This is a genomic window from Cohnella silvisoli (genome assembly GCF_021190915.1).
Classification (GTDB): Bacteria; Bacillota; Bacilli; order Paenibacillales; family Paenibacillaceae; genus Cohnella; species Cohnella silvisoli.
In genome coordinates this window covers 223,686-239,709 of the sequence record NZ_JAIOAP010000008.1, presented here as the reverse complement: position 1 = coordinate 239,709, position 16,024 = coordinate 223,686, and the positions used below count along the sequence as shown (strand labels likewise).

The 16,024-nt window shown below is 51.6% G+C and carries 14 protein-coding genes; all 14 read right to left on the bottom strand.

Annotated elements, in window-relative coordinates:
• Positions 1-4 precede the first annotated feature (4 nt).
• Positions 5-271 carry a helix-turn-helix domain-containing protein gene (locus K7P76_RS16820; RefSeq protein WP_232186464.1) on the bottom strand — a complete coding sequence of 89 codons (267 nt, stop codon included), beginning with the start codon at positions 269-271 and terminating at the stop codon, positions 5-7.
• 14 nt (positions 272-285) lie between these two features.
• A complete protein-coding gene (locus K7P76_RS16815; protein WP_232186463.1) occupies positions 286-771 on the bottom strand; it encodes a hypothetical protein in 486 nt (161 codons plus the stop codon).
• A gap of 25 nt (positions 772-796) precedes the next feature.
• On the bottom strand, positions 797-4,630 hold the full coding sequence (locus tag K7P76_RS16810; RefSeq protein ID WP_232186462.1) for a DUF5704 domain-containing protein: 3,834 nt from the start codon (positions 4,628-4,630) through the stop codon (positions 797-799).
• Positions 4,631-5,749, bottom strand: a complete 1,119-nt coding sequence (locus K7P76_RS16805; protein WP_232186461.1) for a copper amine oxidase N-terminal domain-containing protein — start codon at positions 5,747-5,749, stop codon at positions 4,631-4,633.
• 126 nt (positions 5,750-5,875) lie between these two features.
• On the bottom strand, positions 5,876-6,808 hold the full coding sequence (locus K7P76_RS16800; protein WP_232186460.1) for a COG1470 family protein: 933 nt from the start codon (positions 6,806-6,808) through the stop codon (positions 5,876-5,878).
• A gap of 56 nt (positions 6,809-6,864) precedes the next feature.
• Positions 6,865-7,845, bottom strand: coding sequence for a hypothetical protein (locus K7P76_RS16795; RefSeq protein ID WP_232186459.1), 981 nt, complete (start codon positions 7,843-7,845; stop codon positions 6,865-6,867).
• Positions 7,832-8,380, bottom strand: coding sequence for a hypothetical protein (locus K7P76_RS16790; protein WP_232186458.1), 549 nt, complete (start codon positions 8,378-8,380; stop codon positions 7,832-7,834). Before K7P76_RS16790 ends, K7P76_RS16795 begins: the two co-directional genes overlap by 14 nt.
• Complete coding sequence (locus tag K7P76_RS16785) at positions 8,377-8,769, bottom strand: hypothetical protein (protein ID WP_232186457.1); 393 nt, start codon at positions 8,767-8,769, stop codon at positions 8,377-8,379. The genes K7P76_RS16790 and K7P76_RS16785 overlap by 4 nt, the downstream gene beginning before the upstream one ends.
• A gap of 68 nt (positions 8,770-8,837) precedes the next feature.
• Positions 8,838-9,317 carry an ABC transporter permease gene (locus tag K7P76_RS16780; RefSeq protein ID WP_232186456.1) on the bottom strand — a complete coding sequence of 160 codons (480 nt, stop codon included), beginning with the start codon at positions 9,315-9,317 and terminating at the stop codon, positions 8,838-8,840.
• A gap of 68 nt (positions 9,318-9,385) precedes the next feature.
• Positions 9,386-11,455 carry a hypothetical protein gene (locus K7P76_RS16775; protein ID WP_232186455.1) on the bottom strand — a complete coding sequence of 690 codons (2,070 nt, stop codon included), beginning with the start codon at positions 11,453-11,455 and terminating at the stop codon, positions 9,386-9,388.
• Positions 11,452-13,314, bottom strand: a complete 1,863-nt coding sequence (locus tag K7P76_RS16770) for a pilus assembly protein CpaF (protein WP_232186454.1) — start codon at positions 13,312-13,314, stop codon at positions 11,452-11,454. The genes K7P76_RS16775 and K7P76_RS16770 overlap by 4 nt, the downstream gene beginning before the upstream one ends.
• A complete protein-coding gene (locus K7P76_RS16765; RefSeq protein ID WP_232186453.1) occupies positions 13,311-14,150 on the bottom strand; it encodes a glycosyltransferase family protein in 840 nt (279 codons plus the stop codon). Before K7P76_RS16765 ends, K7P76_RS16770 begins: the two co-directional genes overlap by 4 nt.
• Before the next feature lie 14 nt (positions 14,151-14,164).
• The gene (locus K7P76_RS16760; RefSeq protein ID WP_232186452.1) at positions 14,165-14,872 is read right to left on the bottom strand and encodes a hypothetical protein; all 708 of its coding nucleotides are present in this window, start codon (positions 14,870-14,872) and stop codon (positions 14,165-14,167) included.
• 11 nt (positions 14,873-14,883) lie between these two features.
• A complete protein-coding gene (locus K7P76_RS16755; RefSeq protein WP_232186451.1) occupies positions 14,884-16,002 on the bottom strand; it encodes an SAF domain-containing protein in 1,119 nt (372 codons plus the stop codon).
• Between the last annotated feature and the right edge of the window lie 22 nt (positions 16,003-16,024).

Genomic DNA, 16,024 nt, shown 5'->3' with positions numbered 1-16,024 from the left:
CTCCTCATACGAAGGTAATTTGGTTCGTAAGACGAATACCTTCCTCCGAATAACGTGCCGTAAGTTTAATCAGTCCGTGTTGCTCAAGCCGGTGCAGGTTGCGTCGCACAGCAGAAGCTGAAAGGCCCACCTCAGCCGCAAGTCGTCTGGACGATAGCACGACGAAGCCGTTTCGTCCGCCTGCACGATCTAGCAAATAGCTGTACACGAGCTTCGCCGCAGGAGAAACCGATACTTCCGCCAATAACCGATAACGGGCGAGATCATTCATGAACGCGCAACCTCCTATCTTTCCGGCTCCGGCCTTTTCTTGAGCGGGACGGGCATGGAAGGACGCTCCCGTGCCTGTTCGGTCAGGCGTTCGGGACGAGCATAACAATAAACGTAAAAGTTATAATCACCAGCATAGGTAAAGCAACGCAAATAGTAACGGTGCTCCTGTGTTTGCATGTAGAAACCATACACATTTGGGCTACGACTGCTTTGAATACGTGCCTCCGGGTGTTGACTACAGAACCTACGCATATCCTGGAGGCTTTTCAGCACTCCCTGATCTCCAATGGCTTGCATAACTTTGCCCAATTCCGCTTCAAACTCTGGTGTCTGTAAGGGAGAGTTGCGGCCGAACCAGCTCATCCAAAATTCTTCGCCTGAACGACCGAAATCGCCACGAAGATGGCCGATGCAGCCGCGCTGCATATTCTCCTCGGCAGAGCCTGAGTAAAAAAGTGCCGCATCCTCCGGAGCGGCGCTTTGGAGCTTTTCAAACATACCCTGTTCCTCCCGGCTGGTGAATTTAGTGGGTTCCTCCCGTTCCAAAATCATCGTAGCTCGATAAATCAGCATGATAAAAAACAACGTCCCCGTCCAGTAAGGAGTACGTTGCCCCGTAAGGATCGACAAAACTGCGCTGATAGCCTTCCATTTGCCATTGATTGTCCAGCGGCGCGTTTTTGTACTGCAAATACGGGTGAGCAATGTCCTTATTGCGAATAGTTTCGATATTGAAGTTGACCACAATGTAGCCGCCCCGAAGGAAGATCGGCGCATGGTCGTCCAGTCGATGGGTACGCCCATATTCGGCCAGATTCGTCCCTGCAGATACTGCATAGGGAGCAGCAGGAAGACTGTACTCGCCAAACCAGCGTTGCACCGAGGCATTGGCCCGCGCAGGATCAATACCGGACGGCACTTGCAGACTACCGATAAACGTCCGAAGCTGCGAAGGGAGCAACAGACCGTTGTAACCGCCCATGTAAATCTGCTTTTTCGCCGCGTCTTTCAAAGCCTGTTGCACATACGTAGACTGAGTGCCAAGAGAACCGTTCAGCTTCCATAGTGAACTGGCCGTGTTGGTCAACTCTTGCTGCGATACATTGCGCAAACGGGTATCCAGCGTCACCAAGCGCTGCTCGGTGTCCTCCGTGGAGCCAATCCGAATAAACCGCTTGGTTCCCGAGTGATAGTACAAGTCCACAGTTTGCCGATTTTTACCTTGCTTGTCCACGAAGTAGAACGTAGGCGTAATCTTCACACCGTCGCCTGTGCCAAACATGTTACCGAGTGTCTTCATCTCGAACTTAAAGTGATAACCCGTTTTCACCACGACGTTCTTCTTGCCGTTCGCCGGATGACTGCCCGGACGAACCGGCAGCACGTAAGGCATTGTATTTCCGCGTACCGCACCGTCGATCCCTTTTGTTCCAACCCAATAACTATTTCCGGTCGGCGTCGCGTTGCCTGTCGCCGTTCGGAACACCGTTTCCCACTGGTAGTCAGCAATGTCGGTGATATCGAAGTCGAACAGACGGCCAATCACCTCGACCGCCACAACCTGTGTTGCCACATGGTTGGTAAGGTCGAGATTGGCATTAGACTGCGACGTGAAGGAAGCTGGAGTGTTTTCGGCAAACGTGCGAAATAACACCTCATAATTTCCCTCATTGACCCAAACAGGCATGTAAAACGCCGTAGTTAACTGGCCAACCGGAATCGAAATCCACGAATCCTTCGGAATCAAGGTGGCGTGATCGGCCTTGTAGACATCGAACGGAAATCTCACCTGCTTGTCTCGCACATATTTGGCATAATCTCGGTTGCCATAGCCCTTGATGTCCTTGTGCGCGCCGCTCGTTGGTATCGTAACCGTAAAGGGACGATCAAGAATCAGCGCGGAACGTCCTGCTGTCGGCGTTGTTTTCTGGTTATGTGCCTGATCGTCGGATACGGATGCCAGATTGACAACGGGCGTATGCACGGTTACCGGATTGATGCCATTGATGGGGAAGCTTTGGTTCGATCCGCCGCCTATGTCTTTTATGAGCGTGTAATAGATTGTTCCTGTGCTTGGCTGACTCACCTTGTTCGCTTTATTCGAATCAATAACGAAGCTTGAACCATATAAAACGTCTTGACCAATCACGGTAGGCACCGGAATCGTACCCGGTGACGGAGCCGTTTCCTCGACCGTCCGATTATCCATCACCGTACTGCCATTAAATACGAACGAATCGTTTTTTACTTTGATTTTGCCGATGACGTTTTCCGCATTGCCCTTCCAATCTTCGTTCGGAACGGAGGGACGGCTGGAGCCACCGGAGACTGTTTGCCCAGAAAGCGTTACATTCGCGGAAACCGGATCGGTCACATGCGCGCTGAGCGAAGCATCTTGCGTAACAGACACTGTTGGCGGCGTGTAGCCGCTCGGCTGAAGTGTTACCGTACCGGAAGGCAATGCGTAATTGGCGACCGTCGCCTTTTGCAGACCATACACTTCGAGATTTTGAATCGTCCAGAAGCTATACTTGCGTTCTATCGTGTAATCCTTCGTCACTGTCTGCGTATCAGAGCGCGGAACAAAGATCGTCGTCGGGTTGCCTTTGGCATCCGGTGGGCCAGACTGTGTCTCCGTCCAGGTGAGCGTATAAGTTTTGCTCACCTTAATGGGATATTGCTTCGTTCCCTTCGTTTCCGTAAAGGTGTTACGGTACAAGTACGACTTGGCTAACACATTCGCGTACAGGCTCTCCGAAGTCGGGATGCCTTGCAACACGTCGAATTTTTCCGTGCCGCGCGTATCTGCTTTGATGACGGCAGATGCACCTGCGTCCATCGCTTCGGCTTGCTGACTCGTGCCAGGTGACGAGGTATCACCGCCCCCACTCTCGCCTTTGCTCACGATATGATCCGACGTAGAATCCCCACTGTTCTCATTCGCATCTTTCACGACAACCGTGATTTTGACGGTAACACTGGAGCCGGAACTGAATGGGATTTTGATCGGCAAGGTTTTGCTCGCTGTCAGGCCGCTGAGCGAACCGGACTTGTCGCTTGGCGTCACGAACGCGGCGTTCTCGATATTCGTGATCTCATACGACTTGAGCGGCGCAGGCGACTTCGCTTCAAAAACAAAATCCCCCACCACCGAAGTGAATGAGGCATCGACGTTAGTTGGCGCGTCGATACGGGATGTCACCGTGATCGGGGAGGGGATTTTATAGATACCGACGAAGTTAGAGCCTCCGGAGCCCACCAAGATGGAGCGCTCGCGCAGCTTTGCGTCTCCTTTTTCCTGTATGAAGAGCTTCTCGTCAGGTTTGTTGTTGTTCGTGATGTAAGAGCGAACAATCTCATACGTCTGACCGCCAGAAGTGAGTTGCTGATCGAACGTATATTTCGCTTCATCTCCAGTCGCGAAGACACCTTGATCGACTTCCTTGAGCTTTGTGCCATCTTCCTTCTGATAGATTGCCTTCACCGGGTTGTTCTCTGCATATTCGGCAATTGCATCCGTCCCGCCCAGCGCCACCGTAAAGCTTCGCGTTCGAACTTTCGGATTCGTATCTGAATTCTCTTGCAAAAAGTTCTTCTGCGATAAATCCTTCTTCGGCGAGAGATACGATCGAACGATATTGTACGTTTTCCCGCTATCCTCTATCGTTGCAGGGAACTCGTGGTTAACGGTTTCTCCGACTTTGTAGTCACCTTTATGGAATGTGGCCCCCGACTGCTGAATCACCTTGCCGCTTACCGTTTTCACAACAACATCGACAGGGAAATTGGCGCTGCGGTAGGGGACGTGAATCCCAAAGTAATCATCGAAATCATCCGGGTGCGCCCACGGTTCCGCATTCTTGATTTCGTTCAGCGTGTAAAACGGGCCTTTGCGCACGTTACCGTTGCTATCAATGGACACCATGATCGCGTACAAGTACAAATCGTCATTCTCTTTGATGTCTCCCATGCCTGCCTGCCACATGCCATCCGTCACGAGCGCCTCGCTTACTTCATAGAAAGTCGTGAGCGGTTCGCCAGGAACTGGAGGGTTTGGATACTGATCGACTTGGCGCACTTGTTGATCCAAGAACGAAGCATGTTTGCCGCTACGTGGATCTCCACATTGTTTGACTGTGCCGCTTGTGCAGAGTTGGTCGCGACGAACAGTCCACCCTACCGTTTTGTAGCGAATGGATGAAGTTGCTGCCGTAACGGTGAGCTTGAATTTAATAGAACCGAATTCAGTCTTGACGTCAGGAGTAGATGCAAATACTGAAATAGAAAAGAAACTAAATAAAAAAGAGCATGCCAGCAGCATGCTCAAAGTCTTTCGGATGATATTGAATTTAGCCATCTATTCCGAAACCGCCTTTCGGATTATCTGATTGTAAAACAAACTTGCCCCTGGACTTACTTTTAGTGTAGTCCCCCAATCCCCGCCCACATTGGTGGAAATAGCGATGTCCGCGTAACCTTCGTACCAAATGCCTTTTTGGAATACTTGTTTTTTGGGAAACCATTCATCGTATAGTAAGTCCTTGCTTTCTTTATAAGAGACAAATTTAATCCGGAACTTGGAGCGTACAAAGTTGTCTCCAAACCCGTCTTTGTAAATCATAGATGGCTCAGGATCTAAGTAGCCTTCGATCTGGACTTTATTCGCTTTGACCCATTCCACATACCGCCGGATATATTTCAATTCGGCATCAGAGCTTTGCACTTTAGTGGCAAACACCGCTTTTGCCCATGCATCGTCAATCGTGTTGTAATCGACATTGAGCCAGAGTGCGCCAAAGGTTTTGAGCCGCTTCATCCAGATATCTACGTTACGTTTATTGAATTCAGGTATCGTCGAGTATAGGACGTTGGCTACTCTGCTATCCTTCGGATACGAATGAGGATAACCCATCTCGTACATCTCGTTTGGAACGTCTGCGAGAATGTACGGATAATCACTGGCATTCTTCGGCAACTTGGTTGCGCGAATCATGCGCCCCCATTGGTCGATCTGAGCCGAGTCATTTTCGCTGGTCGTAATAAACACGGTGCCCGTTGGCGCATCCCATTTCACCGTTGCCCCCAGCACTTCACTGACAAAACGAAGTGGCACAAACGTACGCCCTCCGCTCAGAATGGCTTTCGTATCCAACGTGACCGCTTTGCCATCTACCTGTACGACGTTTTCGTTAATCTTCAGCGTGATAGATTGAGCGTCTCTCGTAATCGGAACGGCCTGCGTCTTGGATTCCCATCCAACTTGGGCCCCAAGTGATTGTGCGACAAAGCGCACTGGGACAAGCGTTCGCTCGTTTTCGTCAATAAACGCCTGCGCATCGGGAAACCAGATTTTTTTGCCGTCCATGACGACACTGACGAAGGTTGGCGGTTGACTGGCCGTGGCCGCGCTTGCCGTCAAACTGAATATGCTTCCAAAAAGCGTCACAATGAGGAGAGATAATAACCTTCGCTTCAAGTGTCTCACTCCTAATGAAAATGTGTAGAACTGGAAGAACTTGCTGTTGCCTACATCATAGTGCTACTACTGCTACATGTCCACTGTCTGGAAGCCTGTTTCCTCACAACAACTAGGTGCCGCTCGTCACATCTTACGTGAAGCCCGTCTTCTCAAAGCTAGAACGATAGCGACTAGAATCAGCAATATGCCTCCGTAAACGTCGGATTGTCGCAAACCAGCAGAACGTTCATGAAGTGACGAGCCGTCCTTGCTGACGACCTCAATCGGAAAGGTCTTCTGTTCCATGTGGGCACCCCCTTCGGTCGTAATCTCCGCCATGTAAGTGCCAGAGGATAGCGGCCGGCCTAGCTCCATCCTGATCTGTGCGACCGTGCCTGCATAAATGGTATTAACCGTTGATTTTCGTTCGAACAACGGTTCATTTGTATCACCCTGCCGCTTGACGCGCACCGCGATCTCCGGTTCGGATATGCTGCCGCCTTCATTGACCAGCAAAACCGTCAGGTATGCCGTTCCGTTCTCAAGCGTGTACACAGCTGCGTGTGGAACGGCTTCAGGAGGTCTCGCTTCATCCAGCTTATAGTTGAGAACGACCTGCAACCCGCTTTTGCGATTAGCCGATCCCCGCATGCTTTGATTGTAGACACCAATGACGGACGCATACTGGCCTGGCTCCACATTTTCAGGTATTTGCATGTTCAATGTAAAGCTTTGCGTCTCGCCTGCTTTGAGGGTTATATTGCGATCCGACGTTGTGTACCACGCAGCCGAACCGGTATCGGAATCGCCCGGCATCGTAAAATCTGTGCCGCCATCCAGTGCAGGTATAGCGTCTGCCACATAGAGCAACGCCGTTATTGCTTCATGCGTAGGATTCGTGATGTGAACCGCATACTCACGTTGATCGCCGGGTATGATCTCCTCGACATAACCGCCAACCTCCAGATTCATCCGGTCAGTATCCCCGCTGATGATCAGTTGCCGCACATTCGTAGGGTTCGTAAATCCGGTGGCAATCCAAATAACGATTGCCGAAAGCAACAATCGCATCCCCATCGTCGATGGACTCCTTTACATCATCATCGCTTGCCATCGTTCTCTATGCGCCTCAACTAGAAAGATAAGCCAGAACAAGACAACGGCATATAACCTTTACGCGCAGCGGCTTGCTCACTGGCAAACGTTTCTTCGGCCGGGTAGCTGTATCCGCAGGAACTGCGGAAATACACCTTCATCGTGCCTTTTTTGGCTCCGACGATCGTTGGACGTTTCACGATGCGGCTACCGCCAAGCGCATAGCTGTTATACACCTTGGCACCCAACGGGATGCCTTGTACAAAAGCCAAAACACCCACATCATCCACCGAGTTGTTCCAGTCCTCACTAGCAATCAGTGGCAAGGTGAACGTGTAGGAAAGACCGTTTCGCGAAACGGTTTCGTTATAGCGGTTAATCCGGTAGGCGAGTTCGTCCTGTATCGCCCGAACAATCGTGCTTCGTCGTACCTGCTCGAACAGTGCAGCATCCTGCAAAAGCGGAATCGTCGTTTGCTGACGAATGTCTTGCCGCAAACCTTCATGCCAGCTCCGGCTTACCGCATCGTAAGCCAGCACCTGCTGATCGAGCGAAAAGGACAGGCTGTTGCCTGCCGAATCGGCATACGCATACGGCTTCTTCGTTCCCCAGACTGGCTTCATGACGGTTTTTCCGTCCGGCCCCGTCCATTCCTCTTCGGAATAGACATAGAAGCCGTCGTACCCGATGACCACGATAGCCGGAATATAGCGATGCAGAACCTCCTGCGTCACCGAGTCGGTAATACCGAAACCTGCATCCAGTGTCCGGTAGAACGCCGCCAGTGCTTCCTCCTTGTTTAAAGCAATACGTTTAAGCGAACCGTATTGCGCTTCATGCTGCTGGGTCGCGTTGACGACGAGCACGCTTGCGGCATCATCTACCGCTGTATCCAACGCAGTGTTGTATTTCATCTCCGTCAGCACTGTTTGTCGCAGAGTGTCCGTATCATTATGGTTTGCCGTTGCAAAAGGCAGAAAGATCAACGCACCGACAATCGCCCATTCAATCCATTTCATTGCGCACTGCTCCCCCGTAAGGAATCACGATCTTTTCATTCGGACTGTTGGCATTGTTCAGAAAATCGAAGAACAGCGTGCCTACCGTTCGATTCGTGTTGCGGACAACTACTGCGAAGCTATCGCCTGCGCGCATCTTGTAACGTCGGCTCGGGTCATCCTTTGCTAGTTGATTGCTCGGAAACAGCACCGGCAGGATCTGGGCATTGATAAACGCATCATATTGTATCTCATAGCTATCCTTAAAGGTTTCGGGCCGTGTCGGATCGTCATAGATTGGCACAACCTTTTTGCTGTCATGCTCCATTCGCACATCAAATGTATTGCCAGTTGCCTCAAGTGCGGAGACGAAATCGTTGTACATCGTCGGCGTAATGCCGCCCTTATCCCGCACCGCGTCCACAAAAGCCGTCGTTGCGCGCAAGGCAACCAACTCTGAAATATCGTCTTGCTGGTTCATAGCGGTAGAAATCGGGTAGATATAGAGTAGTAGCACCGTGATCAGGACGGCGAAAATTTTGATAAAACTATTCATGGCAAGCTCCTTAACGTTAAGCGTTGCAAGCGCCCAGCAGCATCCCGTTCATAGGTGGGATGGTAATGCCCCTTCAGACGGATACCAGTGGAAGAAAGCTGCTCCCGTTCTATTGGCGGTGCGAACCGCACACCGTCTACCATCATTTCCGCGTCTCCATCCGATAAGCGAGCGATGGCTTGCAACACTTCCGCGCCAGATACTGTACCGTCGCCCGAAAGCGGCACAGTGCTTTGTTGCACATTGCGATCCTGCGATTGGCCGGTGACATAGGCAAGCGTGTTCAGCGAAGCACCGTTCTGGAACAGCAGCAGTCCACTGCCCACGGCTACAAGGAAAACGAGCAAAGCGACACTCATCTCCATCATCGTTCTTGGCGCATCATCCATGCTTTTGTACCTCCTTCATGACGAAAAGCGTCCAGCCTCGGCCGGACGCTTTCATAGCTTCATCCGGCCTATTGCTGCCTGAAGACGATGCCGCGTATGACATTGCTACTGTCCAGTACCAGGTTGGCCCGGAACTTGCCGCTCGGATTGACGAAGTTGATGTCCGCTTCATCTAGCGTTTGACTGAGTTTGCCGGGGGCGACTCCGACAATCGTGCCATACGTGACACTATCCAGAGGAACGCCGGTGTTGACGGTCTTGCCGTACCATTGCCCGGATGGATTCTTACCTGTGACGATTTGAATGCCGAACTGATCCTCATCGTGAAATTTCCGCAGCGCGTTGACCACTTGGCTGCCCGAAAGCGTCGTGCCGTCGTATACCGTGTAGGCTGTCTGCGACAGTTCTTTCGTCAAACTGCTATAGCTGTTTTGCGCTGTCTTGGCCGAATCTTGTGCAGAAATAAAAAGCACAACCGCCAGTGTAATGAGTGCGATTGCAAGGAAAATACCAGCGGCCATGACCAGCGCCTTTTGTGCATTCGACATATTCGATTCTCTCCTTGTGATTGGGAAAATAAAAAACGCCTTCCCGTTGATAAGGGAAAGCGCCCAGACTACTGAATGCGATGAAGCTGATCGTAATAAGTGGTCATTTGATGCAAACTGACGACCACAAGCGGGATGACCAGATACCCGAAAATGAGCGTCATGAAAGGGGTGAACCCGATCCAACGCCCCCAGCCTGCCTTTTGTTCAATTAATTGCTCGTACTCCTGCTTACGCTGCTCCCGCGCAAATGTCTGCTCTGTTTCCAGATCATCGAACGCTTGCCGGATCGTCAAATGCTGCGAAGTCATTTCCAGCTTCTCCACGATCCGGACAAACGGAAGAAACGGCGCATCTTCTTTAAGCTGCGCAAGTGCCTGCTCTTCGCCCTGCTCAACGTGCAACAAGCAAGCTTGCAGCGGCTCTTTGAAAATGAACGCGAACTGCTCCATCCAAATCAGAAGCTGTTCCACCGACATCCGATCCATCTCGGCGAGCATGGCAATCACAGCCTGTAACTGGTCTACCTCATGTTTCATTTCCATCTGTCGCATACGCCGCTGAAACAACCGGATGCCGACCGGCAGCATGTACCCACCCCAGCCTGCGGTGAACGCGAGAAATGCTTCCCACCACGCCAGTAAAGGTTGATTCAGCTTCTCCAACTTGTCCAAAATGCGCCGCGCCGCTTCTCGAAGCTGTTCCTCTTTGATCTGTAAAGTCGAGTCCTTAAGCAGCAGACTGATGACATTGTTTTCGTTTCGCGGCCTCACCTCCTTCAATTGATCGAGTATCCTGCGATCCAGCGCTGCTGTTTCTCGCGCTTTCGTTTCCTCTTCCGAAGACAGTTGCCCGAACAATGTTCCCGGTTTCACCGGCGTGTACAGTACCTGATGCCGCTCCGCTACATGCAGCGATACGAATAGACCCAGCACGGTCAAAATGGCAGCGAACCCGACCACGATCCGCTGTACGTAAAACCACTCGAGCCGCAACGGAGAAGCTGTATCCTTGAGCAGTCGGGTTATCCTTTCCGCTTCGTGCGATCCAGGAATCGCCCCTAGCCGGTGTGCCAGCCAACGCATCCATGGCCAGCCGTAGACGCGCTGTTCCCATCTTTTTCGGCCGGCAGGTTTTACGGTCGCATCCAGTTCCGACAGGTTACGCAGCAGCACGTAGCATAGCCATACGACGACCAGCAGACAAAGTTTGACTGCCCAACCAAAAGCGCTGGCGTAGAATGTGTCCATTGCCGGAAAAAAGTGACTGGCCCACGCTTCAATCGGGCGGGTAAACAAGAGCGGCAATAGCGCGATTACGGTCAGTCCTTGCAGCAGAAAGCTCAGACGTTCTCGGCGCAGCAATTCCAGATTCAGCTCGACAGATAGCTTTTCCAGTCCCTTGAGGTAGACCGATCCGCTTTCAGTTTGCTGATCGCCATGCTCTTTGATGAGATATGACAAACCAGCAAAGCCCTGCAAATAGCGATTCGGGGCATGTTCCACGTATTGCGCCAGTTTGTCTTCGGCGTCACTGTCCATCAGCATGTCATAAAGTTCCTGCCCGTGCAGCGCCATTTCATATGGCGCGCCGTCCGCTGATTCATAGACGGCTTCTTCCACCATACCGTGGCGATGATAGTAATGACGCACATCGCCAAGAAATCGTCGCAGCTGGCGTAACAGCCGCATTTCGAGCCGATGAACGCCCATATCCGAAAGGATGCCGTGGCCGACCCAAAGACCAATGCCGAGCATCGCCAGCGTGAATGGATCACGAACCGCCAAAACAAGCGGAATCGCGGCGAGCAACAGGACAAGCCACATGAATAGCGCCGATTTCATCGTTTCCAACCGCAGCTTCCATTCGTCTCCGAGCCGCAGGATAACTAGCCGCCTGCGAAGATGTTGCAAATACACCCGTAAAACGGGAACTTGTTCGCATACGCTATATAGCTGCTGCATCAAGCTGTAAATCACCTGCTTGCGCGGAGTTTGTCCCGGCTTGCGCAACGCTTCGTAGCGCCGAACTGCCGCTACTTCCGAATCGCGACGAGACAGCCAGAGAAATGCTGCAACAGCGGCAAGAAAGAGTACGGTCGCGATACCGAGCAGTGGAGAAAGCCATTCCCGCATCATGTCTCTTCCCCCCAATGGGTTGCCAGAAATGCATCAAAGACAGCCTGATCGGGGCCGCTCAAGTAGGCCGCGATCTCACGCCGACTTTGTTCGGATAGCGGATGAACGGCAACATAACGACCGTCGCGGAATTCGACGATGTTGCGTGCCGTGTATAGTGGACGATCCGTCGAACGGCGAAAGTATTCGAGCACCGTTTCCATGAAAGCTTCCAATCGCTCGTCCTTTGTCTTTTTCCCGCGAAAGTTCTCGGGATAAGCCGTCTCCTGCGGTAGGGGGATGCATTCGGTGATGCGTTCAATATAACGCCTTCCGAACAGATCGCGGTGAAGGTGAATATCGAAGTTAACGACGCTGACGACCTGCTGTTCTGCCACCCGTTCGTTGGTGAACACGCCTGCTTTCAGCAACGAATTCCGCAAAGACAAAACCAAATCGCGGAACGTCTTCGCATGATGTGTGAACAAAGTGAACAATGACGCCACCTGCGCCATCTGCACCATCCAAGCCGCAACCGGATCAGTTGCCACTTCGCCCAAAATATTGACGGAGCCATCCGTCTTCTTTTGAATGTCGAGTCCCTGCTGACCGGAGATCGTCTCGGTTTCGCGCATACTGACGATATTGCGTTCCGGGTAGATTTTGCGCAATTGCAGCTCGAAGCTCATTTCCATGACCCGTATGGGCAGCACTGCTGGAATATAACGCACCATTTTCATCAGCAGTGACGTTTTGCCGCTACCTTGCGCACCGGTAATCGCTGTAATACGTGCCCCCGACACCAAATAACGGATGAGACCAATCGCCAATTCTGCCCCATCGCCCTGAATCAACTCTTCTGGCAGCCCGCTGGGCACGCCCAATTTGCGTACAAAAAAAGCCCATGATTCACTGAATCGAGGGCGTAGAACAACAACACGAGAACCGTCTGCCATATCATTGATCTTAAACCCATTTGCTTCGGAAAGCTGGCCGGGAAAATTATGCTTGTAAATGATTTGACAGACACGCCTCAGCTCCCGCTCGGAACCAAAGCTCAGAAAACTGAGATGAATGAATTTCCCCTTGTAAAACAACCATACGCTGTCATGGGAACGGGGAAGTGATTGAAGCTCTACAGCCTCTTCCAAAGACCATTCCCCTTCCCACATGAGCGGCGGCAGTCCGGATACGCCCCCGGATATGCCATCTACATGCATATCGCGTAGCTCGTCCACAACGCTGAAGCCTTTGTAGTGCTGATAAATCCGCTGGACGACAAGCTGAAGCTTATCATCCGTCGTCAAACAAGGTGCTTCCTGCGCGTAGATCCTTCGAATGTCCTCTTCCGTCATTCGGTACGTTTCTAACTGCCCGTCTTCGTCTAGTCTTTGTCTATCCAACTCATACGCTTGAACCAGCCGGTCTAGCGCATAAAAACGCGCCTTCTTCTTGTACATGTGTAGAAGAATATCAAACTTGTCTTGTGCAGAAAGATATTCAGGTTGATGAAAAGGCATAAGCAGATGTAAATGCGCATCATCCAGTTCGTATCGTTGAGCGAGTAGGTCAGTAATGATCTCCTTCACATACGCTTTGTCCCTCAGATCCCCTGAAATACAACCTCGCAGCGCTTTCTTTAATTCTGCCCGTTTATTTTTTCGGCGGCGATATTCTTCCTCCGACAACCCGAAGTCGGTCAGATTGCTACTGGTTAGCTCGTGAAGTGCCTCTTTCACGAAAGCGGTCATCGCTTCAAGCGTATATACTGATGTACCTTCGTCTCGTTCCGGTAATCGTCTGCCCAAACGCAGATAGAGAAAGAAGATTGAAAGCAACACGATGGCGACCAGAATGAAAGCATTAAGCATAGGCGTCATAGCATCTCACCCTCCATCCCGCCGAGAAGAATCTGATCCGCGCCTACACTGTCGATCACAGCCTGCGCCAATCGACGGACCTGCTGCACAAACAGATGATTCGCATGACCGCTTGTCATCTTCCGGCTGCGAAACCAAAAGGGGATCGCTTCGCCGTGCTGTACCGCATCCATCCAGCCTGTATGATGCACTACAGGATAAGCGGGCGTTTCGATGTGGAATTGGCGTATGAGATTTTTAACGGTAAGCGTCGAATACGGATCATATTGTCCGAACACGAGAAATGTTTTTCGGCTCTGCAGCATCTCTGCCTCTGCCGATTGAAAAAATTGCTCTAATAGGAGACGGTTTTGCGGCAAACAGACCACCGATACGTCAGCTTGCTGACGCAATAATTCGTTCCAAGCCGATCCGCCTCCACTACCGCCATCGATCAGCACCACATCGTAAGCGCGGCGGGCAACCGCCAGCAGCGAATTTAGCCATTCCGTTGACGTTTCAATGAACGCATCCGTCTTCTTCAATGAGCCGGGTAAAATATCCAAACGATCCCGCAGCAACGGCAAGGCATAATCCCTGAGCATAACAGGCTCCAGCTTGCGGTTTTTCAGCAAACGCAAGAGCGCATCAATGCCCGTATCCGGGGTATATCTGCCTTCTCTTTCGGCAGGTCGGTAATAAGCGCGTTCGACAGCCGCATAGCCGCTTTGCAAGTGTCCAAGCAACAATAGTCGAGCAGAATATTCCAACCCCATACAAGTTGCCGCAGCAAGCAGATTAGTCGTGGTTCCGGCTTGACCGGATACAGGACTCCAAAATACAACAGTAACTCCCATGGCTGTTCTCCTTTCTACCACACGCGCACTTTCTTCCGAGCGGTTGACCAGGCCCGCCGCGCAGTCTTACGGTCGCAACTTCCAAGCTGCTCTAGCATTGTCAACAACGCATAACGGTAGGCTCCGGTTAGTCCTCGAAGGTCGATGTGACCGTGGTATTGATTGTTCAAATCGACGGTAGCGTCGCGCTCGTCCATCGGAAAACGAAACACCGTGTCCTCCCATTGAATGTAACGTAGCTGGACCTCGGCTCGCCATGCTAACAACTTTCCCGGCAGGGCAGGAGAAAGCAACTCAAAAAACGAGATAGGCGCTTCTGTGTTCTGCAAACCAAGATGGAGCATCAGTTCCTCGCTTTTCTCCAGCGATAACCGCTTGCCATCCCAGCACCATACCCGCTTGTCAAACTGGGACAGAGGATGACGGAGAACAAATTCCGTATGATCCGTATCGAGCAACATGATGTCATATGCCGTTGTCGTCCCCGCCTGTGCCAAACCTCGTTCAAGTTGCTCCGGCGTGAGGTAGCCATAGGCCACATCCATGCCTTCAAATTCCTGTACGGCACTGTTGGTATAAGCATGCGGTAGATATCCCCTAATCGACTGCGTAACTGTGGAATCCACCACCAGTACTTTGTTTCCCAGCGCCGTGAGTAAACGGCCCAACACCAATAAGACGTGCGTCTTATCCGCTACGCCGATAAAAATGATTTTTTTCATACTCGCACTCCTTATTGATTGAAAATATCTTGCCACTTCTCACCGGTTGCCGGAGGCGCTTCGGTTGCTGGAGACGTACTCGATGGCAGCGGCGTGGAACCCGCAGAAGAAGCTGGCTGCGGACTTGTTGTTGATGGTGATAAAGTTTTCCCGGAATCATGTGTTACAGGCTGTGAACCATTTGCCGAAACCGCTGATTCTCCCGACTGCGATGTACTGCTCGGCTGTGTTCCGCTCATGGCATTCCCTTGTTGTGTCGTCGTCCGTTCGTTTTGCAACTGTTGTTGCACGGTTACGCTGCCGCTGGTGACGCGGAGCTTGTCCGAATCGCTGACCGCCTTCAAATTGCCATCCAGCGTTTGACGTAACGCACGGGCAAGTTCGGTTTTTGCCGTTTCGAGCAGGTTGGGATCGACCGCCATCAGGTTCAATACCTTCTGATTGGCCGGATAGTTAACGATAGCCGCGTCCTGCAAACCCGGTTCGATATAAGGAAGGGCATACAGACGCGCCCCCTGCAAGTAAGCATCAATAATGGCGCTGGATGTTTGGAGGATGTCCACTTCATTGAGCTCTAGCCACACAACCGTACCGAACAATTCCTTCACCTTCTTTTTTGACAAGAGAACAAAGTCCTCGCCGGTTGGAAAGCCTATGCGAACGTCGATATATTGGTTAGGCTTGAGGTTAGAAGGAAGCTGAATGACCTGGAATTCCTGTATGCGCAAATCCCTCGGAATAGGCTGCCCCTCGTACAACAGAGAGGATAGTAGCGGCGTTCCTGGCGCAAGCTCGATCTTGACGTTTTTGCCGATGATGCTTTCCGGGTCCGTGATGACGCCGGGCGGGATTAGGCTAACCGGCATCGGAACGGCTTTGAGATCATCTTCGGTAATCGCAACGCCTGCCGATATCGTCTTTGCCGTCGTCCAGACATTCCGGCTGTCTTGCTGTTCCTCGCTTTTCAACTGCTGAATCTGGCGCTCATATACCTCTTTCATCTGGTGTTGCTTTTGTTGCTGGTCGACATGCTGCATCAGCATGTAAAGAGTTGCTGCAACCAGCAGTGCCAAACTGACTGCAATGATTCCGATGACCAGCGCCTTGCGATTTCGATACGTCCATGACATTGTTCATGATCTCCTTTCATTT

Coding starts and splice junctions, on each gene's coding strand:
- K7P76_RS16820 (WP_232186464.1), bottom strand. CDS start 271: ATGAATGATCTCGCCCGTTATCGGTTATTGGCGGAAGTATCGGTTTCT.
- K7P76_RS16815 (WP_232186463.1), bottom strand. CDS start 771: ATGTTTGAAAAGCTCCAAAGCGCCGCTCCGGAGGATGCGGCACTTTTT.
- K7P76_RS16810 (WP_232186462.1), bottom strand. CDS start 4,630: ATGGCTAAATTCAATATCATCCGAAAGACTTTGAGCATGCTGCTGGCA.
- K7P76_RS16800 (WP_232186460.1), bottom strand. CDS start 6,808: ATGGGGATGCGATTGTTGCTTTCGGCAATCGTTATTTGGATTGCCACC.
- K7P76_RS16795 (WP_232186459.1), bottom strand. CDS start 7,845: ATGAAATGGATTGAATGGGCGATTGTCGGTGCGTTGATCTTTCTGCCT.
- K7P76_RS16790 (WP_232186458.1), bottom strand. CDS start 8,380: ATGAATAGTTTTATCAAAATTTTCGCCGTCCTGATCACGGTGCTACTA.
- K7P76_RS16785 (WP_232186457.1), bottom strand. CDS start 8,769: ATGGATGATGCGCCAAGAACGATGATGGAGATGAGTGTCGCTTTGCTC.
- K7P76_RS16780 (WP_232186456.1), bottom strand. CDS start 9,317: ATGTCGAATGCACAAAAGGCGCTGGTCATGGCCGCTGGTATTTTCCTT.
- K7P76_RS16775 (WP_232186455.1), bottom strand. CDS start 11,455: ATGATGCGGGAATGGCTTTCTCCACTGCTCGGTATCGCGACCGTACTC.
- K7P76_RS16770 (WP_232186454.1), bottom strand. CDS start 13,314: ATGACGCCTATGCTTAATGCTTTCATTCTGGTCGCCATCGTGTTGCTT.
- K7P76_RS16765 (WP_232186453.1), bottom strand. CDS start 14,150: ATGGGAGTTACTGTTGTATTTTGGAGTCCTGTATCCGGTCAAGCCGGA.
- K7P76_RS16760 (WP_232186452.1), bottom strand. CDS start 14,872: ATGAAAAAAATCATTTTTATCGGCGTAGCGGATAAGACGCACGTCTTA.
- K7P76_RS16755 (WP_232186451.1), bottom strand. CDS start 16,002: ATGTCATGGACGTATCGAAATCGCAAGGCGCTGGTCATCGGAATCATT.